Origin of the sequence: Pseudomonas sp. RIT-PI-a, from assembly GCF_001187875.1 — a bacterium.
Taxonomy (GTDB): Bacteria; Pseudomonadota; Gammaproteobacteria; order Pseudomonadales; family Pseudomonadaceae; genus Aquipseudomonas; species Aquipseudomonas coleopterorum.
This window is the reverse complement of record NZ_LGIR01000028.1, coordinates 38294-62157: the sequence shown is the minus strand read 5'-3', so window position 1 is coordinate 62157 and position 23864 is coordinate 38294. Positions and strand designations below refer to the sequence as shown.

The following is a 23864-nucleotide window of genomic DNA, read 5'->3' as shown; positions in this document are numbered from 1 at the left end:
AAATACGATTACAGAATAACCATATTCAACTGTTCGCAACGCCGCCTGCCATCGCCTTGACATCATCTGTCCACTTCCTTTACAAAGCCGACACACAGGGAATCGCTATCAGGCCACGGATGAAGGCTAATTATTTTCGCTTCTGGCTGGGGCAAGTGCTGCTCGGCCTGGTCATAGGCTGCATTGCACTGCTCGATCCTTTCGGGCTGTCCAGTGCCAGCGATGCTGCGTCTTCGCAGTGGATCAATCGCATCACCGCCAGCAGCTACCCGGACACCGGTCAACAGCAGGTGGTCGTGGTGCTGATCGACGACGCCTACCTCATGCACAACGCCACCTTCTGGCCTCTGCCCTATGCGCAGCAAAGCCAGTTGTTCAAGCGCCTGCTCGCCTACAAGCCACGGGCGGTGTTCGTGGACTTGATGTACAGCCACGACCATGCACCGAATGACGCCGACAACGGCAGCCAGCTGCTGGTGAATGTCTTCGAGCGCTATCGGGAACAAGGCATCGCGCTGCTGCTGGCCAATACCGGCGACCGGCGCGGCGTCGACGGCCAGGCCAATGCCCTGGACTCGCTGGATGGAATGACCCGTCGCGCCCTGGTCAAGTGGAGCGATGTTGGCGACAGGTACCCGCTGGCCGTCGAGACTTCGCAAGGACTGCTCGAAACCCCAGCACTGGGCCTGTACCGTGAGTTCTGCCGCGACCGTGACTGTGCCGGGCTGCCGGTGGATGCCGCCGAGGCCGCGCTACGCCCACCCATGGCGCTGCGCTGGGGAACGACGCTGTCGCCCCTGCAAGCGCGGTCTACCTCGGTTGCGGACTGTTCGATTGACGACACTGCCTGGTACATCCAGCTGTGGCAGGCGATCTTCTGGAAGTTCGGCGACAGCGCCCCAGCCAGCTGCGCCTACACCCTCACGCTCAAGGCCAGTGCCCTGGAAGCCAATTCGCCGGAGGATCGCGCGCTGTTGCGGCAAATGCTCGGCGACAAGCTGGTGCTGGTGGGTGCCGAGATCACGTCGGCCGGTGACTTGGCCCAAACGCCGGTGCACGGCCTGCTGCCGGGGGTGTACCTGCACGCCATGGCGCTGGACAACCTGGTGACCTACCACGACACGTATCAACGCGATCCGCAGCCTTATGCCTGGCTGTCGATCAGTTGGCTGGACCTGGTGCAACTGGGTTTTGTCATCGTCATCGTCGGCTTGCGCGCCTGGTACCGACGGCGCCGCCATCGCCGGGCACGAAGCTGGCGCGCACCGCTGTTCTGGTGGGCCGTCGTCCAGGTGGCGCTGGCCGCAATGTGCTGGGGGCTGTGGAGGAACAACATCAGTCCGGCCAACGTGCTGGCCATCGCCGTGCTGTCCCTTTCCATCATTGCAGAGCCGATCAGCCAGTTTGTCAGGCGGCAATGGCGGTCGCTTCTGCGCGGCTTCGCTCGACGCAGGCGCGTCCGTATTTCACTTCCCCAAGGAACTCAAGGATGACCAGAACCACTTTTCTGCTATTGGCCGCGCTGTGCAGCCCCGGCGTGTTTGCCGCCACCGTGGAGGCTTTCGAGGCGGATCCGCTGACGCTGCTCGACGCGCACGGCAAATCCCAGGGTACGCTGGCCCTCAAGGACGCGCCCAAGCTGCCTCTGCCGGTGCTGGAAAGCAATCCGAACCTGGAGCTGGTGCAGGTCGAGATCAGCGGACGCAAGGTCTGGCTGGACACCATGGACCTGCGCTTGAGTGAAGGCAAAATCGTCACCACGCCATGCGAGCGCCTGTCCAACAGCCAGAAAGCCGACACCCGCAATGCCTCGACCATCGGCTTCGGTTCAGGCTGCAACAAGCCATGATCCGGCCAATGACACACCCGCGCGGTCATGGCATCGGCCTGGTATTCGGCGCTATCGGCTGCCTTCTGCTTGGCGGCTGCGGCACGCTCAAGGGCGCCGATGCGGCCTTCATGAATCTGGTAGGGCCTTCGACCCAGTCCCAGGTCCAGGGTCGCTACCTGGATACCGCCGACGTGCGCCAGTACTACAAGCTCGACCCGCAGCGGGTCACGGCGCAGCGCTTGAGCTACGACGGTATGGCCATCCCGGCCGGCGAGATCCGTCAGCACAACGTGGTGCTGATTCCGCCCTTGCAGGCGTATCTGCAAGGCATCGTCACCCGCCTGGGCAAGGGTTGGCCCGGCGAGCTGCCGGCCTTGCAGGTCAAGGTGATCGACAGCTACGGCTTCGGTCCTTCGGCCGATCCGTTCGGCAATCTGTTCGTGCCGCTGGGCATGCTCGACAACGTCCAGAGCGAAGACGAAATCGCCGCGATGCTGGGCCATGAAATGAGCCATGTGCTGCTGCACCACCACGACCGACGCGCGGCCTTCCAGCAACAGAACGCGATGCTGACCAACGTGGCGACCTCGATCGTGCTCGCGGCCAAGGTCGCCGATACCCGGGTCGATCATCGCTCGGACACGTTGAAGTTCGTCAGCAAGGACCCCCAGCGCACCCAGAAGACCGTCAGCAATACGGTGCTGTACACCGCCTTGATGAACAGTTTTTCGGAGAACATCTGGAGCACCGCCTGGGGCCGCACCCAGGAAGATCAGGCCGATCTGCTGGGCGCGGACCTGATGATCAAGGCTGGCTACGCGCCGCGGGCGGCCAGTCACAGCCTGCAACGCCTGAGCGATTTCCAAGGCAAGCAGCAATTCTTGCTCGGCAGCTTTGCCACGGCGCGCAAGAACGCCCTGCAGGAATCGGTGCAAAATCTGCAGGTCGATCGCCTGGTCAAGGAGGTTGGGGTCACCCTCAATCAGGGCCTGACCACCGGCATTAGCGCCGCAGGTCAATATTTTCAGCGCTCGCACATGTCGCCGCTGGATCGCGATACCGAACTGCGCCAGTACCTGCAACGGCAGTACGACGGGCAGCGCCGCGCACGGGTGAATGCGGATGGTTGGCAGCAGCTGCGCGCCTCCAATGCCGTGGCGCCGTCGTTGCAGGCGTACAAGGATGCCTACGCCGCCACCGTGGCCCTGGAGCAGCGACAGGTGCGGGAAGCTCGCCTGTTCAGCGAACGTGCGTTGGCCTCGCCGGTGCGCGACCAGCCGGGTATTCGTCGTGCGCAGTTCAGTGTGGAGATGGCCGAAGGCAAGCGCCGGGAAGCGTTGCAGGCATTGCAGGCGATCAAGGACTGGTCACTGGCCAGCCCGGAATTGTATGACCTGATGATTGCCCATCATCTGCTAAACAAGGATCCGCATGCGGCCCTGGCGATGATCGCTCAGGCCGAACGCACGCTGGGTTCCGAAGAACTGTTCATCACCGAGAAGCTGGCGGCGAACCAACAGCTCAAGGACGATGCGCAGGTCAAGGAACTGGCGCGCAAGTGCACCCAGTACCCGACGCGCAAGGACGGCTGCAAGAAGCTGCTGCCGGCCTGACGCGTGCCGCGGTCACTTGGCGAACTTGTACTCGCCGCCCTGCTCGATCGCTTTCTGGTAAGCCGGACGCGCCTGCAGGCGCTCGATCCAGGCCGACAGGTGCGGATAGGCATCCAGCTTGCCCTGGGCCTTGGCAAGTTCGCCGACGAAGCTCATCTGCACGTCGGCGCCGGTCAGCTCTTCGCCCACCAGGTAAGGGGTCAGGCTGAGGGCGGTATTCAGATAGCCCAGGTAGTTCTCCAGCTCCGATTCGATACGTGGATGCAGCGGCGCGCCCGCGTCGCCCAGACGGCCCACGTACAGATTGAGCATCAGCGGCAGCATGGCCGAGCCTTCGGCGAAGTGCAGCCACTGCACGTATTCGTCGTAGGTGGCGCTGGCCGGATCAGGCTGCAGGGCGCCATGGCCATGACGACGGATCAGGTAATCGACGATGGCGCCGGACTCGATGATGGTATGCGGACCATCCTGGATCATCGGCGATTTGCCCAATGGATGAACGGCCTTGAGCTCGGCGGGCGCGAGATTGGTTTTCGCATCGCGCTCGTAGCGCTTGATCTCGTAGGGCACGCCCAGCTCTTCCAGCAGCCAGATGATGCGTTGCGAGCGGGAGTTGTTCAGGTGGTGAACGGTGATCATGGGTCGAACCTGTTTTGTTGAAGAGGTAAGCAGGTGACCCTGCGCATCGGCCAGAGTGCCAATCAAGTAGGTACCAATCGAGTAAGTGCCAATCGAGTGAGTGACAACCCGGTTCGACGGCGCGGCGGCGGGATTCTCTGAACTTAATGTCGCTCGTCGCTGACACATCTGAACGTGGCTTGCACTGGCGCACTATTGCAGGGCGCAGGTCATCTGCATTAGGTTTGCTCGAAACCGGGTTTGCTCGAACCGACCCCTCAGCCCCCCGCAGGATGCTCCATGTCAGGAAGCACCTGACGCAGGAAATACCCCACACAGGATGTGCCCATGACAGACATGACCGACAGTACCCCCGACACCGCCCCCCGCACTCGCCGCGCACCCAAAGGCGAGAAGCGCCGCGAGGAATTGCTCGATGCGGCGTTGCAGCTGTTTTCCCTGGAAGGCTACAGCGGTGCATCGATCGCCCGGATCGCCGACCGGGTGGGGATCTCGGTGGCCGGCGTGCTGCACCACTTTCCCAACAAGGTTGCATTGCTGATGGGTGTGCTGGCGCGCCGGGACGAGGTCAATCAGAAGATCAGCGACGCCTTGCAGAGCGAGCTGACGCTGAGCAGTTTTCTGGGGGGTCTGCAGCAGATCAACCGTTCCAACGCGACTGCGCCGGGTGTGATCCGCGCCTTCAGCATGCTCAATGCCGAAAGCCTGGTGGACAGTCATCCGGGCTGGGAGTGGTTCCAGTCACGCTATGCGGCCATTCACGGACGCATGCGCACACGCCTCGATCATCTGGTGGCCATTGGCGAAGTGCGTGGGGATGTGGACCTGGATGCGCTGATTCACCAGTTGCTGGCGATGATGGATGGCTTGCAGTTGCAGTGGCTGCGGTTTCCGGAGGCTGTCGATCTGGTGGAACGGTTCGACAGTTATATAGCTCAGGTAGAACGTGATATCCGAGCCCGCCCGGCCTGACCCTGTAGCAGCGGCGCGAGCCGCGTCCAGATGTGTTGCGTTGAGTCAGGGATACTGCACGGAACGCTGACGCGGCTTGCGCCGCTGCTACAGGGGGGTTGCGATCCTCTGTGGCAGGGGTGCAAGCCGCGTCGGTTTCACTTAGTAAGCGGCGTTTTCGTACTCGCTGTTTCCGCTCGATTCGTTCTCGCTCTCGGTTTGCTCGAACACACCGCCGGTATTGTCGTGCGACTGGGATACCTTGGTCGACTTCAACGCCGAACGTGGCAGTGGGTTGCTGGTGGTGGTCGACAGTTCCTGACGGAACGGATTGACCAAGCGGCCCTTCAGACGAATGTCATCGGACGCTGCACCCAGGCTGATATCGAAGGTGTCGGCATCGACGACCCACTGCTTGCTCTTCTCGTCGAAGTACGCCAGCGAGCGATCGTTGAGCTCGATGGTGACACGACGGGTTTCACCCGGCCGCAGGAAGACCTTCTTGTAGCCCTTGAGCTCCTTGACGGCGCGCTCTACCTTCGGATGCTGCTGGCCGACGTACAGCTCGGCCACTTCGGCACCGGCGCGTTGGCCGCTGTTGGTCAGGTCGAAGGAGACCTTGATCGGCGTGTTGCCTACCGCCACACCCGGGGTCACCGAGATGTTGTTGTAGGTGAACTGGGTGTACGACAGGCCATGGCCGAAGGCGAACAGCGGCTTGGTGCCGGTCTTGTCGTAACCACGGTAACCGAGCATGGTCAGGTCGTTCTTGTAGCTCAGGTTCTTGAGCGTGCGGGTGTTGTCGAAGTTCGGGAAATCCGCATACAGCGGGTTGTCTTCGATGTTGCGCTCGATGCTGATCGGCAGTTTGCCCGATGGATTGACCTTGCCGAACAGGATCTCGGCCAGGGCCTGGCCGCCGTTCTGGCCTGGGTAGAAGGCATGCAGCGCGGCCGGGACCTGGTCGATCCAGTCGCTCATCTTCAGTGCGGTACCGCCGTGCATGGCCACCAGCGTGCGCGGGTTGACCTTGGCGATGTTCTGGATCAGCTCGTTCTGATACTCGGGCAGGTCGAAGCTGTGGTCGAACCCTTCGCCTTCGTATTCGCTGCTGTTGCCGACGGCAACCACCACGGCATCGTACTGGGACAGGTCTTGCGGCGCGGCCAGCGAGGCCCAGGCCATCTGCACGCCCACCAGGCCGCCCATGGTCGAAAGGTAGCCATCACGGCGCGAGTATTCGAGCTTCACGTCGTAGGTCTTGCCGGCTTCCAGGGTGATCTTGCCGGACTCGGGAATGGTCGGCGGAATGCTCTTGTTGGTGATGTTTTCACCGTCGCCGTTGTCGATGATTTTCTTGCCGTCGACCCACACGCGCACCGCGCCGTCGGCGCGGACCTTGAACACTTGCTCGCCGCTGATGGTCGGGGTGACCTGGCCAGTCCAGCGGATCGAGGTGTTGGCCGTATCACCGTTGCTAGGGATATCGTCGGTGGACCAGTCCATGTCGACGTGGCTGTCGATACGGGTGGCCGAGGGATCGCCGGACCAGTTGGCGTTGGTGAAGAACTCGGTCTTCATGCCCTTGACCGTATTGCCCTTGCTGTCGGTGGTGGTCCATTGCGACGCTGCCGGATCCAGGGACAGGCTGTCGAGGAACTCGACCTTGGCGTTCGGCGCCATCTGCTGCAGGCCGCTGAGCTCGCTGATGTAGTGCGTGGCGTCGACGTGGGCGCTGCCGAAACCGGTAGGCGGCGCGTACTTGGCCAAGTTGCCGACCACGGCGATGCGCTTGACCTTGGCCTTGTCCAGCGGCAATACGTCGTTCTGGTTCTTGAGCAGCACGATGCCTTCGCGGGCGATGTTCAGTGCGACCTTGTTGCTGGCAGCGCTGTTCATGTCGTGGGTGGTCTGCGGGTCGATCTTGTCGAACTTGTACAGGTAGATGTTCTTGAGGATGCGGCGGACCTTGTCGTCGATGGTCGCCATGTCCAGCTCGCCGCTGTCCAGGTACGGCTTGAGCACCGTGCTGTTCATCTGGCCGCCCATCATGTCGAGATCGGTACCGGCCTGGGCCGCTGGCAGGCCGTGCACCACGGCGTTGTAGTCGCTCTGCACCAGCCCCTTGTAGCGCCATTCCTTCTTCAGGATATCGGCGATCAGGTGCTTGCTTTCACAGGCGTACTCGCCGTTCACCTTCTGGAACGAGCACATCATCATGGCCACGGTGCTGTTCTTCACCGAGGACTCGAACGCCGGCAGCGTCAGCTCGCGCAGCACGCGCTCGGGCATCGCCTGGTCGAGGATGAAACGGTTGGTCTCCTGGTCGTTGCCTGCGTAGTGCTTGGCTTCGGCCCACACGCCACGCTGCTGGATACCGTTGACCACCGCCGGAGCCAGGCTCGCGCCCAGGAACGGGTCTTCACCGGAGAGGTATTCGAAGGCACGACCACTCCACGGCATGCGATAGAGGTTCATGCCCGGGCCGGTGACGAACTGGTAGCCGCCGGTGGCGGTGTCGTAGCCCAGGGCGCGACCGAAGTCGATGGCGCGCTGCGGGTTGAAGGTCGCCGCCAGGTTCGGTCCCGAAGGGTAGACCACGCCTGGATCGTTGCCTTCGCTGGTGTAGCGAATGCCTGCACCGCCGTCGGCACCGTGGATCTGCGGCACGCCGTACTGGGTCAGTGGCTTGACGTCCCAGCCGCCGATACCGCCGATGTAGGCCAGCTTCTCTTCCTGGGTCATCTTGGCCAGGGTTCGTTCGGCGGCCTTGTCGGCGCGCAGCTCATTGGCGGCGAGTTGTTTCGGACTGACGGTCGTCGATGCGTTGGCATGGCCGACGGCCAGGCTCAGCAGGGCCAGGGCCGAATGAGCACCCAAGGTTTTCCGATTTAGCATGTGAAGACGATCTCCAAGTATCAGGTACCCCCGCGCTCATTTGTCGCAGTCGATGTGCTGCACGCCTTTATTTCAGGCAATAGTGGGCCTATACCGCAACTTCACAGGAAGCACGGAAGATCACCGCTAGTGGCACTTCGACTTACGATAGTTCTGAGGCGATATTTCCCTGGATAACTAAGGTGAATGGCAAGTTGCCAGTAATTATCACGAGACGTGCCCGCGCCTTTAAATTAAGACAATTGTTTACAAACGAAGTCAAACGAAAAGGTGAACTTCCGCGGTTTTAGTGTTTTCTCGGTATTTTTTTGTTACACATGGGGAACCATCGCTAAACCTTCCGGTCTGTAGGTTTAGCATTTTTGTCGATAGACCCTCAAAAACGCTCGTACAGCGGCCATTTTGAGCGAAACTCGGCAAACGATCGCGAGCTTCAATCCGCTGAGGCGGACGGGCTCGATACAAACCTTGGAGATGCTTGAAATGAAATTGCCACTACTGGGCACTATTGCCGCGTTCACTCTTGTTGCTGCCGGCACCACTTTCGCAGCCGAATCCAGCACTGAACAAAACGCTCAAGGCGTCAGCGACTCCACGGTCATGACACAGGAAAAGAACGTCAAAGTGGAGCAGAAACAACAGAAGCAGCAAAAGCAGTCCGATGAAAACCAGCGTGGCCGCCCCACCGAGCAGAGCAAGCCTGCGGCAAACTAACGCAGCGCGCTTAGTTACTGTAGTCATTACACCTCAGGGGCCTCGAAAGTGGCCCCTGATCATTTGAAGTACACCACCGTGTCTTTATCCGTCGCCCCCATCGATAGCCATTACTTGCCGACACAGGGTGTCGAGCAGGTGTGTGCCTGGCTGTTGGACAATGGCCACCTCAAGGCCAGCGACCTGGAGCGGGCACGGTGGTTGGCGCAGGAATCGGAAGGCAGCACGCTGGTGGAATTGCTGACCCGCCTGGGGCTGGTGTCCGAACTGGACCTAGCCAAGGCATGGGCCGCGACCTTGCAGGCGCCTTTGCTGCTGGCCGACGCCGTGCAGCTTTGCGAAGAGCCCTTGCCCACCGTCAACGAGCGGTTTCTGCGTCATTACCGTCTGGTGCCGCTGGGTATTCACGGCGACGGCATTCATGTACTGGCCGCCAACCCGGGCGACGACTATGCCTTGCAGGCATTGCGCTACGCCTGTGAGAAGCCGGTGTATGTGTCGGTGGGAGCGGCCAGTGAAGTCGACGCCCTGATCGAGAAGCTCTATGGCCAGGGGCGGTCGGCCATGGGTTCGTTGATAGAAACCCTCGACGAGCACAGCGGCGCCGAAGACGATATCGAACACCTGCGCGACCTGGCGTCGGAAGCGCCGGTGATCCGCCTGGTCAACCTGATCCTGCAACGCGCAGTGGAGCAGCGGGCCTCGGACATTCACATCGAACCTTTCGAGAGCCAGCTCAAGGTGCGCTATCGCATCGACGGCGTGCTGCACGAGGCCGAGGCCCCGCCATCGACCTCGTCGGCGGCGATCATCTCGCGCCTCAAGATCATGGCGCGCCTGGATATCGCCGAACGCCGCCTGCCTCAGGACGGCCGCATCATGCTGCGCATCCAGGGCAAGGAGTTGGACCTGAGGGTCAGCACCGTGCCCACCAGCTTCGGCGAATCGGTGGTGATGCGCCTGCTCGATCGCCAGACCGTGAGCTTCGACTTTCCCAGCCTGGGCATGGATGGCGAGCGGCTGAGCACGTTCCTGGACGTGCTTGAGAATCCCCACGGCATTCTGCTGGTGACCGGCCCCACCGGTTCGGGCAAGACCACCACCTTGTACACCGCCCTGTCGCGGCTCAACACCGCCGAGCGCAAGATCATCACCGTCGAAGACCCGGTGGAGTATCAGCTCGAAGGGATCAACCAGATTCAGGTCAAACCCAGCATCGGTCTGGATTTCGCAGGGGCCCTGCGCTCCATCGTGCGCCAGGACCCGGACGTCATCATGATCGGTGAGATGCGCGACCTGGAAACCTGCCGCATCGCCATCCAGTCCTCGCTCACCGGCCACCTGGTGCTGTCGACGCTGCACACCAACAGCGCCGCGGCCAGCATCACCCGCCTGCTGGACATGGGCGTGGAAAGCTACCTGATCGCGTCCACCGTCAAGGGCATTCTGGCCCAGCGCCTGGTCCGCCGGCTCGACCCGCAGACCCGTGTGCCCTTCGAGGCACCGCCCGAACTGATCGCCGAGCATGGGCTGGAGCGCTTCACGACGCAGCGCCCGATCATGCTCTACCGACCCGCCAGCGATCTGCCCGGCGGCGGTTACCACGGCCGCAGCGCCATCACCGAGCTGCTGGTCATGAACGAAGAGCTGCGCTCGCTGCTCATGCGTCAGGCCGATGCCGCCACCCTCGAACAGGCCGCGCGCCGCGGTGGGCTGCGTACCTTGTATGAAGAAGGTTTACGCCAGGCGATGGCCGGTATCACCTCGCTCGAAGAGGTGCTGCGCGTCACGCGCGGCGACTGATCATGGCCCATTTCAAGTACCGGGCAGTGGACGCCGACGGCATCAGCCGTCAAGGCAGTCTCGAAGCCAGCGATCGCGATGCCGCCGCACGGGTACTGCAACAGCGTGGGCTGTTGCTGCTGAGTCTGGACAGCGATGTCCAGGCCAGCCTTGGCGGTACGCGCCAGCGCGGTGCCATGAATGCCGCCGCGCTGGTCGGCTTTACCCAGCAACTGGCAACGCTGCTCGGGGCGGGGCAACCGCTGGAGCGTTCGTTGGGCATCCTGTTGAAACAGGCTGGCGAACCTCGGCGCCGGGCCCTGCTGGAGCGCGTGCGCGAGCAGGTCAAGGCCGGCAAGCCGTTGAGCCAGGCGCTGGAAGAGGAACACGGGCAGTTCTCCAGCCTTTACCTGAGCATGGTCCGCGCCGGGGAAGCAGGCGGCTCGCTGGAGCACACCCTGCACCAGTTGGCCGACTACCTGGAGCGCAGCCAGAAAGTGCGTGGCGAAGTGATCAACGCGCTGATCTATCCGGTTTTCCTGGTGGTCGGCGTGCTCGGCTCGCTGGCCTTGCTGCTGGCCTATGTGGTGCCGCAGTTCGTGCCCATCTTCCGCGATCTGGGCGTGCCCATCCCCTTGATCACTCAGGCGATCCTTGGTCTGGGTGAATTTCTGAGCGGCTATGGGCTGCTCCTGCTCGCCGCCCTGGTGGCGCTGGTCTGGGGTGTTGCCGTGGCGCGACGCAATCCGCAGCGGCGCCAGCGACACGACCGTCGCGTGCTGTCGGTCAAGGTGCTGGGCCCGTTGCTGCAACGTATCGAAGTCGCGCGGCTGGCGCGAACCCTGGGCACCTTGCTGAACAACGGCGTGGCCTTGCTGCAAGCCATGACCATCGTACGCCAGGTGTGCGGCAACCATGCCCTGCGCGAACAGGTGGAACAGGCCACGCAATGGGTCAAGGGCGGCGGCACTTTGGCGCAGGCCTTCGGTGAACAGCCGCTGCTGCCGGAGCTGGCCTTGCAGATGATCGAGGTGGGCGAACAGTCCGGCAACCTCGACACCATGCTGCTCAAGGTGGCCGACGTATTCGACGTCGAGGCCAAACGTGGCATCGACCGCTTGCTGGCCGCCCTGGTGCCCAGCCTGACCGTGGTGATGGCGGTGATGGTGGCGGTGATCATGCTCGCCATCATGCTGCCGCTGATGAGTCTTACCAGTAACATTTGAGGAAACTGCGATGTCCCGATTCAACTCTGCCCGCGGCACCCGCCAGAGCGGTTTCACCCTGTTGGAAATGCTCGCGGTGATTGTCCTGCTGGGCATCGTCGCCACCATCGTGGTGCGCCAGGTCGGCGGCAATGTCGACAAGGGCAAGTACGGCGCCGGCAAGGCCCAACTCGCCAGCCTTGGAATGAAAATCGAGAGCTACGGCCTGGACGTCGGCTCGCCGCCGGCGAATCTGCAGCAGTTGGTGAGCAAGCCAGCCAACGCCGTCGGCTGGGCCGGTCCCTATGCCAAGCCGTCGGACCTCAAGGATCCGTTCGGCCACGCCTTCGCCTACCGCTACCCCGGCGAGCATGGCAGCTTCGACCTGATTTTCCTCGGCCAGGACGGCCAGCCCGGCGGTGACGGCTACAAGGCCGACATCGGCAACTGGCAGTAAGCATGAACCGCCCGCGTAGCCACCGTGGCTTCACCCTGTTCGAACTGCTGGTGGTGATCGTGCTGATCGGCATCGCCATCGGGCTGGTCGGCTTCGGCGTCGGCCGTGGCCTGCACGCGGCCAGCGAGCGGCGCGCGCTGAGTGAAGTGGTGCAGTCGCTGCGGGCCGCCAGGGTGCAGGCCATCGTCACCGGCCAGCCGGCGCGGACCCGCTTCGACCTGAACGCCGGGCGCTTCCAGGGGCCGCGCGAGCCGGTCCGGCAATTGCCCGGTGACATGCACGTGCAGTTGCAGACCGCCGACGGGCTAGGGCCGGCCTTCGAGTTCTACCCCGATGGCGGCGCCAGCGGTGGGCATCTGCTGCTGGCACGCGATGACAAACGCTGGCGCGTGGACATCAATTGGCTGACCGGCAACGTTCAGTTGCGCAGCCTCAATTGATCGGCCAGCGCGGTTTCACCCTGCTGGAAATGCTCGCGGCGCTGCTGATACTGGCGCTGTGCAGTACGGTGCTGGTGATGGCTTTCGGCAACAGCGCCCGCGCTCTGCAGCAGGTCCAGCGCAGCGATGAGCTGAGCCTGGCGGCGCGCTCGATTCTGGACGAAGCCAGCGCAGGCCAATTGCAGGCAGGCAGCACCGAAGGGCGCTGGGGTAGCCTGCATTGGCGGCTGGCGATCAGCACCCTGCCCGCCGGTGAGGCGCCGGTAGACGTCTGGCGCCTGGATCTACGGGTCGGTCAGGGTGCCCGCCAGGCTGAATACAGCACGCTGCAGGTGCGCAGCCGCGCCAGTGGCGCCAATCGATGAAAGCGCGCAGCCATGGTTTCACCCTGCTCGAAGTGCTGGTGGTATTGAGCCTGCTGGGCGTGCTGCTGAGCCTGATCGCAGGCGCCATCCTGGGCGCCAACCGCGCCATGGCCAAGGCCGAGCGCTACAGCATGGCCCTGGACGAAGTACGCGCCAGCCAGAACTTTCTGCGCGCGGCGCTGGGGCAGGCCCTGCCGCTGGCAGCGGGTGCCGGGCAGAGCGCGCTGGAAGGGCAGCCTGCCGAGGCGATTTTCGAGGGCGACGGACAGCACGTGCGTTTCTATGCACCGCTGTCGCCCAGCCTGGGAGGCGGCGTGTATCGCCACAGTCTGGAGCTGGTGGGCCAGCGCTTGCAGCTCACGCTGGCACGGTTGCAAGGGCAGGCCTTGCAACCTCACGGCGAGCCACAGGTGTTGCTGCATCGGGTGCAGGCGCTGCAGTTGAGCTATCGCGGCCTGACGCCGCAAGGCCAGCCCACCGGCTGGCTGGATCACTGGCCATGGCCCAGCCGCTTGCCGCGCGGGGTACGCATCGACGTCCGGCTGGCGGGGCCGGTGCCCTGGCCGCTGCAAAGCGTAAACCTGCGTCTGGACCTGTCCGGCGAGGCCGGTGCGCTGTGACGGCGCGACGTGGGATGCGTCGTCAGCGCGGCGTGGCATTGCTGCTGGTGCTGTGGGTGCTGGCATTGCTCAGCGCTCTGCTGGCCGGCCTGGTGGGCTGGGTGCACCTGCAGAACCGCCAGGCGCTGTGGCAACGCCAGCATACCCAGGCGTTGCTGGCCGCCGAAGCGGGTGTGGGCATGGCGGTGGTGGCGCAACTGCAGCGCGATCCGCAACGGCACTGGCTGGCCGATGGGCAAGCCCACGCCTTGAGCTTCAACGGTGCGCAACTGGCGGTCAGCCTGCGCAGCGAGCAAGGCAAGCTGGACCTCAACGCCGGTTCCGCCGAACAGATCGCGCGGCTGTTGCAGGCCGCCGGCGCCAGCGCCGAGCAGGCGCGCCAGCTGGCCCGAGCGCTGGAACAGCGCCGGGGCGATGGCCACGCACCGTTGCGCATGCTCGAAGAGCTGCGCGCGATACCGGGCATGGACCAGTCGCTGTACCGGCGCGCTGCGCCTTACCTGACCCTGTGGAGCGGCCTGCCGAGCCCCGAACCACGCCTGGCGGCGCCATGGCTGCGCCGCGCACTGGACCTGCCACAGGGCGGGCCGCTGGGCGAAGACGCCGGGCCGATCGTCACGATCCGCAGCCAGGCGACGCTGCCGGGTGGTTACACCACGACGCTGCGCGTCACCCTGTTACTCAACCCATCGAAGGAGGGGGCACGACCTTACCGGGTCCTGCGCTGGCAAGAGTGAAGCAACGCCCCACACACCGCCTGGCGCCGCCGCAGGCCCGCTGGCCCAGCCAGGGGCGCGCATCCCCCGCCCCTGGGCTGTGGCGGGCATGGCTGCACGAATTGCGCCAGTCGCTGCCCGCCCGCTGGCGCGATCGGCTGCTGCCGCAGGTGAACGAGCGCTCGATTCGCTGGCCCTTGTCAGAGCCTCTCGACAGCGCTCCGGGCGAGCGTCTGGTGCTGCTGCTGCCCGCCGACACGGTGATGGCCCAGACCCTGCAGTTGCCCTTGGCAGCCATTCGCGACCTGCACAGCGTGGTGGGTTTCGAGCTGGACAAGTACACGCCCTTCCCCCGCGAGCGCATGCACTACGTGGCGCGTCTGCAAAGCCGGGGCAAGACCCAGGCGCAGGTGTTGCTGGTGGCTATCGTGCAGGAGCGTCTGACGCAGATGCTGGATCAGTGTCGCGACCGTGGCCTGACGTTCGTGGCCGTGGACGGCCTGGACCGTGCCGGTCAGCCTCTGGGCGTCGACCTGTTGCCGGCGGATCGCCGCCCCCCTCGCTCCGGACATTACCGCCTGACCCGTTACCTGGCGCTGGGGTGCGTGGCCTTGACCCTGGCCTGCATGCTGCTGTGGCTGGACGCCCGCAGCGACCGCCTGGCCAGCATGCAGGACAGCGTGGCCGCCCAGCGCGAGCAGGTGCAGCACGTGCAGGCGTTGCGTCAGGAGCTGGCCAACACCCAGGGCGCTGCGCGCTATCTGGCGCAGCAGAAAGCCGCAAAGCCGACCCTGACCAGCGTGCTCGTGGACCTGACCGGTTGCCTGGGTGCCGATACCTGGATCGAGCAGTTGGAAGTCGCCGAAGACGGCACACTGTCCATCAGCGGGCAGAGCGCCAAGGCCAGTACCTTGATCACCCGGGTCAAGGCCTGCCAGACCCTGGTCGATGCGCGATTCCAGGGGATCATTCAACCCGACGAAAAAACCGCCAAGGAGCGTTTTTCGCTGCGCGCCCAGTTGCGCAAGGAGCCTGCCGATGCGCCGTGAATTCACGCCACGCGAACGCCGCGGCGCCGCCTGGATAGCCCTTGCCGCGGTGCTGTGGCTGGCCTGGTACCTGTTGGTGCAAAGCTGGTTCCTGGACCCCTTGGCCGCGATCGAAGAACAGGCCGATACCTTGCGCCAGCAGCAACAGCGCTACGCCGGCGTGCTGGCCCAGCGCGATGACCTGCAACAGCGCCTGCAGGCCGCGCGGCGCGATCCGTCCAGCCGCAGCAGCCTGCTGCCGGGCACCGACCCCAGCGCCGTGGCCGCCGATCTGATGCAACGCAGCCTCGACCTGGTCAAGGCCCATGCCGACCAAGGTCCGGGCTGCCAGGTGACCCAGCGCATGCCCATCACCCCGGAGCAGGACACGGCCGAGCCGTACCGCCAGGTGAAGGTCAGCCTCACCCTGGAGTGCGCGCTGGAACCCCTGACCCAGCTGTTGCGGGATCTGGAGTACGGCCAGCCCTTCCTGTTCGTCGACAACCTGAGCATTCGCCGCACCAGCACGGCGCCCTCGGTCGGCGGCGCGGGGCGTCTGCGCGTGCACCTGCTGCTGCGCGGCTATCTGCAACCGGCGCCGGTAACCCTGGCCAAGGAGCCTGCCACATGAAGCTGGGTAGCGTAGGCCTCACCCTGCTGGTGACTGCGGCGGTGCTGATCGGCGTGGCCAGCAGCCTGTTGCTGGGCGCCGGCCGGACCGTCGACTGGCTGCCCGCCAGCCATCCCCATGAACAACCGCCCGCCGCCAAGCCCGTCAGCCTGGCGGCGCTGCCTGAAAACGCCTTGGCCCTGACCTGGCAGCAATCGATGTTCAGCCCCGACCGCAAGCCCGATGCGGCCACCGGCAAGAGCCAGGCCACCTCCCTGGCCGGCATCCGCCTGAGCGGCGTGATCATCGACGGCCAGGCGCAGTGGGCGCTGCTGCGCCTGCCCAACCAGCGCACGCTCAAGCTGGCCGTGGGCAGCACGCTGGACAATGGCTGGACGCTGACCAGCGTCACGCCGCAAACCGCCACCTTCCTGCATCAGGGCCAGAGCCAACAGCTGAGCCTTCCCGTGCTACGCCTTCCGCCGCCATCGAAGGCCCCCGCCATCACCCTTCCAAACGTAACCACACCATGAACGATCGCTACCCTGAACTCTCCCGTCTGCGCAGCCCCTTGCTGTGCCTGGCCACCGCCGTCGCCCTTGCGGGCTGCGCCTCCACCCCCGAGCCTTTCGAAAACGACCCGGCGCTGATGCAGGAAGCATTGAACGGCACCGGTTCGCAACGCACGGCGATGGTCGATCCGCCTGCAGCCACCGCAAGCCCGACGACGCCAGCGGCCACTACTGCCGCGCGCCGTCAGATCACGCGGGGCAATCAGACGTTCGTCCGCGGCCCTGCGCCGGCGGCCAATACGCCCAAGGGGACCGCGCAAACCAGTGGCGACATCGTGTTCAACTTCACCGACCAGCCCATCGAGGCGGTGATCAACAGCGTGATGGGCGACCTGCTGCACGAGAACTACAGCATCGCCCAGGGTGTGAAGGGCAACGTCAGCTTTTCCACCTCACAACCGGTGAACAAGCAGCAAGCGCTGTCGATTCTGGAGACCCTGCTGTCCTGGACCGACAACGCCATGATTCGCCAGGGCGACCGCTACGTCATCCTGCCGTCGAACCAGGCCGTGGCCGGCAAGCTGGTGCCGCAGATGCCCGTGTCCAAGCCGTCCAGCGGGCTGTCGGCGCGTCTGTTCCCGCTGCGCTATATCTCGGCCACCGAGATGCAGAAACTGCTCAAGCCGTTCGCCCGCGACAACGCCTTCCTGCTGGTGGACCCGGCGCGCAACGTGCTGAGCCTGGCGGGTACCCCGGATGAGCTGGCCAATTACCAGGACACCATCGACACCTTCGATGTGGATTGGCTCAAGGGCATGTCCATCGGCGTCTATGGCCTGCAACGTGCCACCGTGGGCGAGCTGATGCCCGAACTGCAGAAGATGTTCGGCCCCGACAGCGGCATGCCGCTGGCAGGCATGGTGCGTTTCCTGCCCATCGAACGGACCAATTCGGTGGTGGCGATTTCCTCGCAGCCGCAGTACCTGAGCGAAGTCGGTGACTGGATTCACACCATCGACGAAGGCGGCGGTAACGAGCCGCAGATGTACGTCTACGACGTGCGCAACATGAAGGCCACGGACCTGGCCAAGTACCTGCGGCAGATCTACGGCAACGGCCAGATCAAGGACGACAGCGCCGCCAAGGTGGCGCCGGGGCTGCGCACGCGCTCGCTGTCCTCACTCAACGGCAACGGCGGCATGGGCGGCACTGCGTCCACCGGTATGGGCGGCATGGGTCAGGGCCAGGGCATGGGCAGCGGCAACCTGCAGAGCCAGATGCAGGACGGCGAGGAGGACAGCGGCGAAGAAGGTATGGACGAAACCACCGACGAGGGTGGTCTGGAAGGCGGCACCGCCGGGGCCGAATCGGGTACGGCCAAGAGCCTGGATGAAAGCACCCGTATCACCGCGCAGAAGAGCAGCAACCAGTTGCTGATCCGCACCCGTCCGGCGCAGTGGGCCGAGATCGAAGCGGCCATCAAACGCCTGGACAACGCGCCGATGCAGGTGCAGATCGAAACGCGCATCCTGGAAGTCAGCCTCAGCGGCGAGCTGGACCTGGGCGTGCAGTGGTACCTGGGCCGGCTGGCGGGCAACTCCGGCAGCACCACCGTGGCCAACACCGCAGGCAGCCAGGGCGCGCTGGGCGGCGGTGGTGCCGGGCTGGGCGCCGCCGATTCGCTGTTCTACTCGTTCGTTAGCAGCAACCTGCAGTTTGCCCTGCATGCCCTGGAAACCAGCGGCCGTACCCAGGTGCTGTCGGCGCCTTCGCTGGTGGTGATGAACAATCAGCAGGCGCAGATCCAGGTCGGCGACAACATCCCGATCAGCCAGACCACGGTCAATACCAACACCTCGGACACCACCCTGAGCAGCGTGGAATACATCCAGACCGGGGTGATTCTCGACGTGGTGCCGCGGATCAATCCCGGTGGCCTGGTGTACATGGACATCCAGCAGCAGGTCAGCGATGCCGACAACAACGGCAGTGCGGACAGCAATGGCAACCCGCGGATTTCCACGCGCTCGGTGTCCACCCAAGTCGCGGTGCAGAGCGGTCAGACGGTACTGCTCGGCGGGCTGATCAAGCAGGACAACAGCGATACCGTCTCGGCCGTGCCCTACCTGGGCCGGGTGCCGGGCTTGCGCTGGCTGTTCGGCAACACCAGCAAGAGCAAGAACCGCACGGAGCTGATCGTGCTGATCACGCCCAGGGTCGTCACCAGCAACAGTCAGGCACGCCAGGTGACCGACGATTACCGCCAGCAATTGCAGCTGATCAAACCGCTGTAGCAACAGAACCAGCCGGGTGGCGGCCCGGCTGGCGGGCGTCCTGCCACCGCGCTGCAGAATGTGCTGCGCGGCCCTGCGTTTTTGCAATAAAACGCTTCCCTGATGCCAATTTGTGACCGTTTGCAGTACAGCGTTACCGGTAAATTGGATACCCAAGGTCCTGCAGAGCGACCGCATGACAACCGTCTCGCGCCTCCAACCTGCCAACTTTCGGGAGTCCTGTACATGACATCGACGACGCTGCGCGCATTCAAACTGACCGGCCTGGCTTTGCTGGTCGGCGCCTTCGGGCAGGCCTGGGCCGAGGACATCACCTTCGTATCGCAGGGCGGCGCCTACCAGGAAGCCCAGAGCAAGGCGATCCTGGAGCCGGCGGCCAAGAAGCTGGGACTGACCCTCAAGCAGGACAGTTCGCCCAAGGCCTACCCGATCATCAAGACTCAGGTGGAAAGCGGCAAAGTCAGCTGGGACGTGGTCGACCTGCCCACCGGCGATTGCCTGCGCGGCGAAGCCGAAGGCCTGTTCGAAAAGCTCGACCCAGCGTTGATCCCCAATGCCGCGCAGCTTCCGGCGGAGCTAAAAGACGACTACACCGTGGGCTACATCAGCTACTCGACCGTGCTGGCCTACCGCACCGATGCCTTCAAGGGCGAAAACGTCCCCCAGACCTGGGCGGATTTCTGGGACACCAAGAAGTTTCCCGGACAACGCTCGCTGCGCAACCTGCCGCGCCCTACCCTCGAAATTGCCCTGATGGCTGACGGTGTGGCGCCCGACAAACTGTATCCGCTGGACGTGGAGCGCGCCTTCAAGAAACTCGAGGAAATCAAACCGCACATCGCCACTTGGTGGACCTCGGGCGGGCAATCGGCGCAGCTGATCAGCGACGGTGAAGTGGACATGATCCAGGCCTGGAATGGCCGCATCACGGCCGTGCAGGCCGACGGTGCGCCGGTGGCGTTCGACTACAACCAGGGCGTGCTGGAAACCAACTCGCTGTGCGTGCTCAAGGGCACACCGCACAAGGCGGCGGCGATGAAGTTCGTCAACGAGGCCATCGATGCCAAGTTGCAGGCAGCCCTGCCGATGATCATCGACTACGGTCCGCTGAACCCGGAAGCCTTCAAGACCGGCACTATTCCCGCCGAGCGCGCGGCCAAGCTGCCGTCGTCGCCGCAGAACATCTCCCGTCAGGCACTGCTGTCGGCGAAGTGGTGGGCGTCCCAGGAAGGGGTGAAGGCTGAAGAGCGCTGGCTCTCCTTTGTACAGAAGTAGTAGCGGTGCCAGGGCGGGTCTCTTCGCGGGCAGAGGGCTCGCCGCCCGCCCCGCTCCCACAGAATTTTTGTGGGAGCGGGTCTCTGCCCACGAAGGGGCCAACGCAGTTGCTGCTGTCGCCTGCCCTCAATACGAAACAAACCACTTGCGCGCGGGCCGTTTAAGCCCGCTTCGTTCTTTGGCTTGTCGGTACATTGAACCCTGAGGGTCGCCCTGACCGACCGACAACAAGCTGCTTGCGCTGGTCCACCGGCGCTCGGCCGTGAGGAATCGTTCCATGTCCAACGCCTATCTCGCCAAATCCCTGCCCGACGCCCACCGTGAGCCACCGGCAAGCAATGCCGATGCCCTGGCACGCGAAGAGCGTCGGGAAAACACCTCGATGTTGCTGCTGCTCGCCCCGGCGTTGTTCATGGTGGTGGTGCTGCTGATCCTGCCGATGTGCTGGCTGGCGTTCCAGTCGGTGCAGACCGAAGAAGGCTTCTCGCTGGCCAACTACGCGCGCATCTTCGAAGAACGCATCTACTGGGACACCTTCTACCTGACGTTCAAGATCAGCCTGATCGTGACCCTGTTGTCCATCGTCATGGGCTTTCCCATCGCCTACGCCGCCTCGCGCCTGCATGGCTTCTGGGCCAACCTGATTCTGATCTGCGTGATCCTGCCGTTCTGGACCAGCGTCCTGGTGCGCTCCTACGCCTGGCTGGTGTTGCTGCAACGGCGCGGCGTGGTCAATCAGACACTGCTGGACCTGGGCATCATCGACCAGCCGTTGAACATGATGCACAACACCACCGGCACGGTGATCGGCACCCTGCACGTGATGCTGCCGTTCATGGTGCTGCCGCTGTATTCGGTGATGAAGAAAATCCCGCAGGACCTGATGCAGGCCTCCGAGAGCCTGGGCGCGAAACCCTTCTACACCTTTCGCCGGGTGTTCCTGCCGATGGCCGCGCCCGGTGTGATGGCCGGTTCCATCCTGGTCTTCGTGATCTGCCTGGGCTTCTTCATCACCCCTGAACTGCTGGGCGGCGGCCGCACCATCCTGGTGTCGATGCTGGTGCAGCGCAACGTCGAGCTCTATCACGCCTGGGGCGCCGCGAGTGCGGTGGGCCTGGTGCTGTTGTTCGTGGTGTTCCTGATCTTCTGGGGCATCAACCGCTTCATCCCCATCGAACGCATCCTGGGAGCACGCTGATGAATACGCTTGCCTACCTGCGCCAGCTCCGCCTGTCGCACGTGCTGTTCACCGTGCTGGTCGCGGCGATTCTGCTGTACCTGATCGTGCCGGTGCTGATCGTGGTGCCGATGTCGTTCTCCGAGGCGCGCTTTCTGCAGTTCCCGCCCAAGGAATGGTCGCTGCGCTGGTATGAAGCCTTCTTCCAGAGCGCCGAGTGGATGTCGGCGGCGCGGGTCAGCCTGATCACGGCGGTGGTGACCACGGCGGTCAGCCTGCCGATCGGCATGGCCGCGGCCTACGCCATCAACAACTCGAGCCTGAAGGTGATTCGCACCCTGCAGATCGTGTTGCTGCTGCCCATGATGGTGCCAATTATCCTGATCGCGGCGGGGGTGTTTTTCGTCTACGCGCGGGTGGGGCTAATCAGTTCGCTGACCGGCCTGGTGCTGGCGCACATCATGCTGGCCCTGCCCTACGTGATCATCGCCCTGCTGGCCGGGCTGCGCAATTTCGACATGTCCCAGGAAATGGTCGCGCGCAGCCTGGGCATGAACCGCTTCCGCGCGTTCATGGCGGTGACCCTGCCACAGATCAAGCCCAGCGTGGTTTCGGCAACCCTGTTCGCGTTCATCACTTCGCTGGATGAAACGGTGGTGGCGCTGTTCATCTCCGGGGGCGACAACCAGACCCTGACCAAGCGCATGTTCACCGCGCTGCGCGACGAGATCGACCCGACGATCGCAGCGATCAGCTCGATCCTGATCCTGGCGTCGCTGATTCTGGTGGTGGTGGCTGGGCGGAACAAGCAGGGGTGACTGTTAGGGCCTCTTCGCGGGCAGAGCCCGCTCCCACAGTCATAGCCTTCGCATTTGAGATCCCCTGTAGGAGCGCCTTTTCGCGGGCAGAGGGCTCGCCGCCCGCCCCGCTCCCACATGGATCGCTCATGCAATGGAGATCCTTTGTGGGAGCGGGCTCTGCCCGCGAAGAGGCCAGCACTGACACCCCAGCACAGCCTGCCGCCACCCCACCGCAATTCAGCATCCACACCCCGCCGCGTGCCCCATCTCGGCATCGGCCACTGCGCGGACATTTCTACACTAGGTCCATCGTTCGGACTGCAAAGGCACCCTGATCATGTTGAAGCACTCACTGCGTGACCCTTCCCTGCTCGTCGAGCAGGCCTACGCCAACGGCCAGTGGATCAATGCCGATGACGGCTCCCCCCTGGCGGTGACCACCCCCGCCGATGGCAGCACCATCGCCCACGTTCCGGCCCTGCAGGGCGCCGAAACCCAACGCGCGATCGCCGCAGCCGAAGCCTGTTTCGCCACCTGGCGCGAAGTGCCGGCGGCCGAGCGCGCCAAGCTCCTGGAAAAGTGGTACCAGCTGATCATGGACAACCAGGAAGACCTGGCGCTGATCATGACCGCCGAACAGGGCAAGCCCCTGACCGAGTCGCGCGGCGAAATCGCCTACGGCGCCAGTTTCGTCAAATGGTTCGCCGAGGAAGCCCGGCGCATCTACGGCGACACCATTCCTTCACCCACCGCCGACCGCCGCATCCTGGTGCTCAAGCAACCGATCGGCGTGGTCGCGGCGATCACCCCGTGGAATTTCCCCAATGCCATGATCACCCGCAAGTGCGCCCCGGCCCTGGCCGCCGGCTGCCCGGTGCTGGTCAAGCCCTCGGAGATGACCCCGCTGTCGGCCCTGGCCCTGGCGGTACTGGCCGAGCGCGCGGGCATTCCGGCCGGGGTGTTCAACGTGCTCACCGGCCTGCCGGCCGGCGTGGGCGGTGAAATGACCCGCAACCCGGCCGTGCGCAAGCTGTCGTTCACCGGTTCCACCCGCGTGGGCCAACTGCTGATGAGCCAGTGCGCCTCGACCATCAAGCGCCTGAGCCTGGAACTGGGCGGCAACGCGCCGTTCATCGTGTTCGACGACGCCGACCTGGACCTGGCCATCGCCGGGGTCATGCAGAGCAAGTTTCGCAACGCCGGGCAGACCTGCGTGTGCGCCAATCGCATCCTGGTGCAGGACGGCATCTATGCCCGTTTCGCCGAACGCATGAAGGCGGCCGTGGCCGAGCTGAAAGTCGGCGATGGTCTGGCCGAAGGCGTGACCATCGGCCCATTGATCAATGCCGCGGCGGTGGACAAGGTGGCGCGCCACATCGGCGACGCGGTGGAAAAAGGCGCTACCGTGGCCATTGGCGGGTTGCCGCAAAACGATGGCCTGTACGTGCAGCCCACGGTGTTGCTGGACGCCAACGCCGACATGCTGCTGGCCGGTGAGGAAACCTTCGGCCCGGTGGCGCCGCTGTTCCGCTTCCACACCGAAGAAGAAGCCCTGGCACTGGCCAACGCCACCCCCTACGGCCTGGGCGCCTACTACTTCACCCAGGACATGCGCCGCGCCTGGCGCGTGGGCGAGCGCCTGGAGTTCGGCATGGTGGGCTTGAACACCGGGATCATTTCCATGGAGGTGGCGCCGTTCGGCGGCATGAAGCAATCAGGCACCGGCCGCGAGGGTTCCAAGTACGGCCTGGATGAATTCCTCGAAGTGAAGGCCTGGCACATCGGCGGGTTGGGGTGATGGTGGGGGTGGCAAGGAGGGCCTCTTCGCGGGCAGAGACCCGCTCCCACAGAGTTATGTGCACGTCTTGTGGGAGCGGGGCGGGCGGCGAGCCCTCTGCCCGCGAAGAGGCCGGCACTGACACCCTCCCGAAACGACA

Annotated in this window: 22 protein-coding genes; 20 read left to right on the top strand and 2 right to left on the bottom strand. The window is 64.3% G+C overall.

What is annotated here, in order from left to right; translation table 11 throughout:
- Positions 1-119: 119 nt before the first annotated feature.
- The 3 genes from AC788_RS16240 to AC788_RS16230 are packed head-to-tail and all read left to right on the top strand — an operon-like array spanning position 120 to position 3444.
- Positions 120-1493 (top strand): CHASE2 domain-containing protein, encoded by a 1374-nt coding sequence (locus tag AC788_RS16240; RefSeq protein WP_049861611.1) that lies wholly within the window; start codon positions 120-122, stop codon positions 1491-1493.
- Positions 1490-1849 (top strand): hypothetical protein, encoded by a 360-nt coding sequence (locus AC788_RS16235; RefSeq protein ID WP_049861610.1) that lies wholly within the window; start codon positions 1490-1492, stop codon positions 1847-1849. Before AC788_RS16240 ends, AC788_RS16235 begins: the two co-directional genes overlap by 4 nt.
- A gap of 8 nt (positions 1850-1857) precedes the next feature.
- Positions 1858-3444, top strand: a complete 1587-nt coding sequence (locus tag AC788_RS16230) for a M48 family metallopeptidase (RefSeq protein WP_049861609.1) — start codon at positions 1858-1860, stop codon at positions 3442-3444.
- 12 nt (positions 3445-3456) lie between these two features.
- Here AC788_RS16230 and AC788_RS16225 read toward each other — a convergent pair whose 3' ends face one another.
- A complete protein-coding gene (locus tag AC788_RS16225) occupies positions 3457-4083 on the bottom strand; it encodes a glutathione S-transferase family protein (protein ID WP_049861608.1) in 627 nt (208 codons plus the stop codon).
- A 327-nt stretch (positions 4084-4410) separates the two neighbouring features.
- On the opposite strand from AC788_RS16225, the gene AC788_RS16220 reads away from it, so the two are divergent.
- Positions 4411-5055 carry a TetR/AcrR family transcriptional regulator gene (locus AC788_RS16220; RefSeq protein ID WP_049861607.1) on the top strand — a complete coding sequence of 215 codons (645 nt, stop codon included), beginning with the start codon at positions 4411-4413 and terminating at the stop codon, positions 5053-5055.
- Between the two features lie 141 nt (positions 5056-5196).
- Here the strand turns inward: AC788_RS16220 and AC788_RS16215 are convergent, their stop codons facing one another.
- Positions 5197-7932, bottom strand: coding sequence for a beta-glucosidase (locus AC788_RS16215; protein ID WP_049861606.1), 2736 nt, complete (start codon positions 7930-7932; stop codon positions 5197-5199).
- A gap of 468 nt (positions 7933-8400) precedes the next feature.
- Between AC788_RS16215 and AC788_RS16210 the strand changes: the two genes are divergently transcribed.
- The 16 genes from AC788_RS16210 (at position 8401) to AC788_RS16135 (ending at position 23725) form a co-directional block, all read left to right on the top strand.
- Positions 8401-8646 (top strand): hypothetical protein, encoded by a 246-nt coding sequence (locus tag AC788_RS16210; protein WP_152965756.1) that lies wholly within the window; start codon positions 8401-8403, stop codon positions 8644-8646.
- 78 nt (positions 8647-8724) lie between these two features.
- Entirely contained in the window at positions 8725-10449 is a 1725-nt protein-coding gene (gene gspE, locus AC788_RS16205) for a type II secretion system ATPase GspE (RefSeq protein ID WP_236690537.1), read from the top strand.
- Between the two features lie 2 nt (positions 10450-10451).
- On the top strand, positions 10452-11654 hold the full coding sequence (gene gspF / locus AC788_RS16200; RefSeq protein WP_049861604.1) for a type II secretion system inner membrane protein GspF: 1203 nt from the start codon (positions 10452-10454) through the stop codon (positions 11652-11654).
- A gap of 10 nt (positions 11655-11664) precedes the next feature.
- Complete coding sequence (gspG, locus tag AC788_RS16195; protein ID WP_049861603.1) at positions 11665-12090, top strand: type II secretion system major pseudopilin GspG; 426 nt, start codon at positions 11665-11667, stop codon at positions 12088-12090.
- A 2-nt stretch (positions 12091-12092) separates the two neighbouring features.
- Entirely contained in the window at positions 12093-12530 is a 438-nt protein-coding gene (locus AC788_RS16190; RefSeq protein WP_049861602.1) for a GspH/FimT family pseudopilin, read from the top strand.
- A complete protein-coding gene (locus tag AC788_RS16185) occupies positions 12527-12895 on the top strand; it encodes a prepilin-type N-terminal cleavage/methylation domain-containing protein (RefSeq protein ID WP_152965759.1) in 369 nt (122 codons plus the stop codon). The genes AC788_RS16190 and AC788_RS16185 overlap by 4 nt, the downstream gene beginning before the upstream one ends.
- Positions 12892-13515 carry a prepilin-type N-terminal cleavage/methylation domain-containing protein gene (locus tag AC788_RS16180; RefSeq protein WP_049861601.1) on the top strand — a complete coding sequence of 208 codons (624 nt, stop codon included), beginning with the start codon at positions 12892-12894 and terminating at the stop codon, positions 13513-13515. The genes AC788_RS16185 and AC788_RS16180 overlap by 4 nt, the downstream gene beginning before the upstream one ends.
- A 14-nt stretch (positions 13516-13529) precedes the next feature.
- A complete protein-coding gene (locus tag AC788_RS16175) occupies positions 13530-14252 on the top strand; it encodes a type II secretion system protein GspK (RefSeq protein ID WP_049861600.1) in 723 nt (240 codons plus the stop codon).
- Positions 14249-15280, top strand: coding sequence for a type II secretion system protein GspL (locus tag AC788_RS16170; RefSeq protein WP_049861599.1), 1032 nt, complete (start codon positions 14249-14251; stop codon positions 15278-15280). Before AC788_RS16175 ends, AC788_RS16170 begins: the two co-directional genes overlap by 4 nt.
- Positions 15270-15890, top strand: a complete 621-nt coding sequence (gene gspM, locus AC788_RS16165) for a type II secretion system protein GspM (protein ID WP_049861598.1) — start codon at positions 15270-15272, stop codon at positions 15888-15890. Before AC788_RS16170 ends, gspM begins: the two co-directional genes overlap by 11 nt.
- A complete protein-coding gene (locus tag AC788_RS16160) occupies positions 15887-16402 on the top strand; it encodes a DNA utilization family protein (protein WP_049861597.1) in 516 nt (171 codons plus the stop codon). Before gspM ends, AC788_RS16160 begins: the two co-directional genes overlap by 4 nt.
- Positions 16399-18675, top strand: coding sequence for a type II secretion system secretin GspD (gene gspD, locus AC788_RS16155; protein ID WP_049861596.1), 2277 nt, complete (start codon positions 16399-16401; stop codon positions 18673-18675). Before AC788_RS16160 ends, gspD begins: the two co-directional genes overlap by 4 nt.
- Before the next feature lie 225 nt (positions 18676-18900).
- On the top strand, positions 18901-19950 hold the full coding sequence (locus AC788_RS16150; protein ID WP_082223692.1) for an ABC transporter substrate-binding protein: 1050 nt from the start codon (positions 18901-18903) through the stop codon (positions 19948-19950).
- A gap of 277 nt (positions 19951-20227) precedes the next feature.
- Positions 20228-21148: an ABC transporter permease gene (locus AC788_RS16145; RefSeq protein WP_049861595.1), complete on the top strand. Its 921-nt coding sequence runs from the start codon at positions 20228-20230 to the stop codon at positions 21146-21148.
- Positions 21148-21945 (top strand): ABC transporter permease, encoded by a 798-nt coding sequence (locus AC788_RS16140; RefSeq protein ID WP_049861594.1) that lies wholly within the window; start codon positions 21148-21150, stop codon positions 21943-21945. Before AC788_RS16145 ends, AC788_RS16140 begins: the two co-directional genes overlap by 1 nt.
- Positions 21946-22264: 319 nt before the next feature.
- Positions 22265-23725 carry an NAD-dependent succinate-semialdehyde dehydrogenase gene (locus AC788_RS16135; RefSeq protein WP_049861593.1) on the top strand — a complete coding sequence of 487 codons (1461 nt, stop codon included), beginning with the start codon at positions 22265-22267 and terminating at the stop codon, positions 23723-23725.
- Positions 23726-23864: the final 139 nt, after the last annotated feature.

What these genes read in the sequence shown, in the direction of transcription:
- AC788_RS16240 (WP_049861611.1), top strand. Translation starts at nt 120, where the DNA reads ATGAAGGCTAATTATTTTCGCTTCTGGCTGGGGCAAGTGCTGCTCGGC.
- AC788_RS16235 (WP_049861610.1), top strand. Translation starts at nt 1,490, where the DNA reads ATGACCAGAACCACTTTTCTGCTATTGGCCGCGCTGTGCAGCCCCGGC.
- AC788_RS16230 (WP_049861609.1), top strand. Translation starts at nt 1,858, where the DNA reads ATGACACACCCGCGCGGTCATGGCATCGGCCTGGTATTCGGCGCTATC.
- AC788_RS16225 (WP_049861608.1), bottom strand. Translation starts at nt 4,083, where the DNA reads ATGATCACCGTTCACCACCTGAACAACTCCCGCTCGCAACGCATCATC.
- AC788_RS16220 (WP_049861607.1), top strand. Translation starts at nt 4,411, where the DNA reads ATGACAGACATGACCGACAGTACCCCCGACACCGCCCCCCGCACTCGC.
- AC788_RS16215 (WP_049861606.1), bottom strand. Translation starts at nt 7,932, where the DNA reads ATGCTAAATCGGAAAACCTTGGGTGCTCATTCGGCCCTGGCCCTGCTG.
- gspF (WP_049861604.1), top strand. Translation starts at nt 10,452, where the DNA reads ATGGCCCATTTCAAGTACCGGGCAGTGGACGCCGACGGCATCAGCCGT.
- gspG (WP_049861603.1), top strand. Translation starts at nt 11,665, where the DNA reads ATGTCCCGATTCAACTCTGCCCGCGGCACCCGCCAGAGCGGTTTCACC.
- AC788_RS16190 (WP_049861602.1), top strand. Translation starts at nt 12,093, where the DNA reads ATGAACCGCCCGCGTAGCCACCGTGGCTTCACCCTGTTCGAACTGCTG.
- AC788_RS16180 (WP_049861601.1), top strand. Translation starts at nt 12,892, where the DNA reads ATGAAAGCGCGCAGCCATGGTTTCACCCTGCTCGAAGTGCTGGTGGTA.
- AC788_RS16175 (WP_049861600.1), top strand. Translation starts at nt 13,530, where the DNA reads ATGCGTCGTCAGCGCGGCGTGGCATTGCTGCTGGTGCTGTGGGTGCTG.
- gspM (WP_049861598.1), top strand. Translation starts at nt 15,270, where the DNA reads ATGCGCCGTGAATTCACGCCACGCGAACGCCGCGGCGCCGCCTGGATA.
- AC788_RS16160 (WP_049861597.1), top strand. Translation starts at nt 15,887, where the DNA reads ATGAAGCTGGGTAGCGTAGGCCTCACCCTGCTGGTGACTGCGGCGGTG.
- gspD (WP_049861596.1), top strand. Translation starts at nt 16,399, where the DNA reads ATGAACGATCGCTACCCTGAACTCTCCCGTCTGCGCAGCCCCTTGCTG.
- AC788_RS16150 (WP_082223692.1), top strand. Translation starts at nt 18,901, where the DNA reads ATGACATCGACGACGCTGCGCGCATTCAAACTGACCGGCCTGGCTTTG.
- AC788_RS16145 (WP_049861595.1), top strand. Translation starts at nt 20,228, where the DNA reads ATGTCCAACGCCTATCTCGCCAAATCCCTGCCCGACGCCCACCGTGAG.
- AC788_RS16140 (WP_049861594.1), top strand. Translation starts at nt 21,148, where the DNA reads ATGAATACGCTTGCCTACCTGCGCCAGCTCCGCCTGTCGCACGTGCTG.
- AC788_RS16135 (WP_049861593.1), top strand. Translation starts at nt 22,265, where the DNA reads ATGTTGAAGCACTCACTGCGTGACCCTTCCCTGCTCGTCGAGCAGGCC.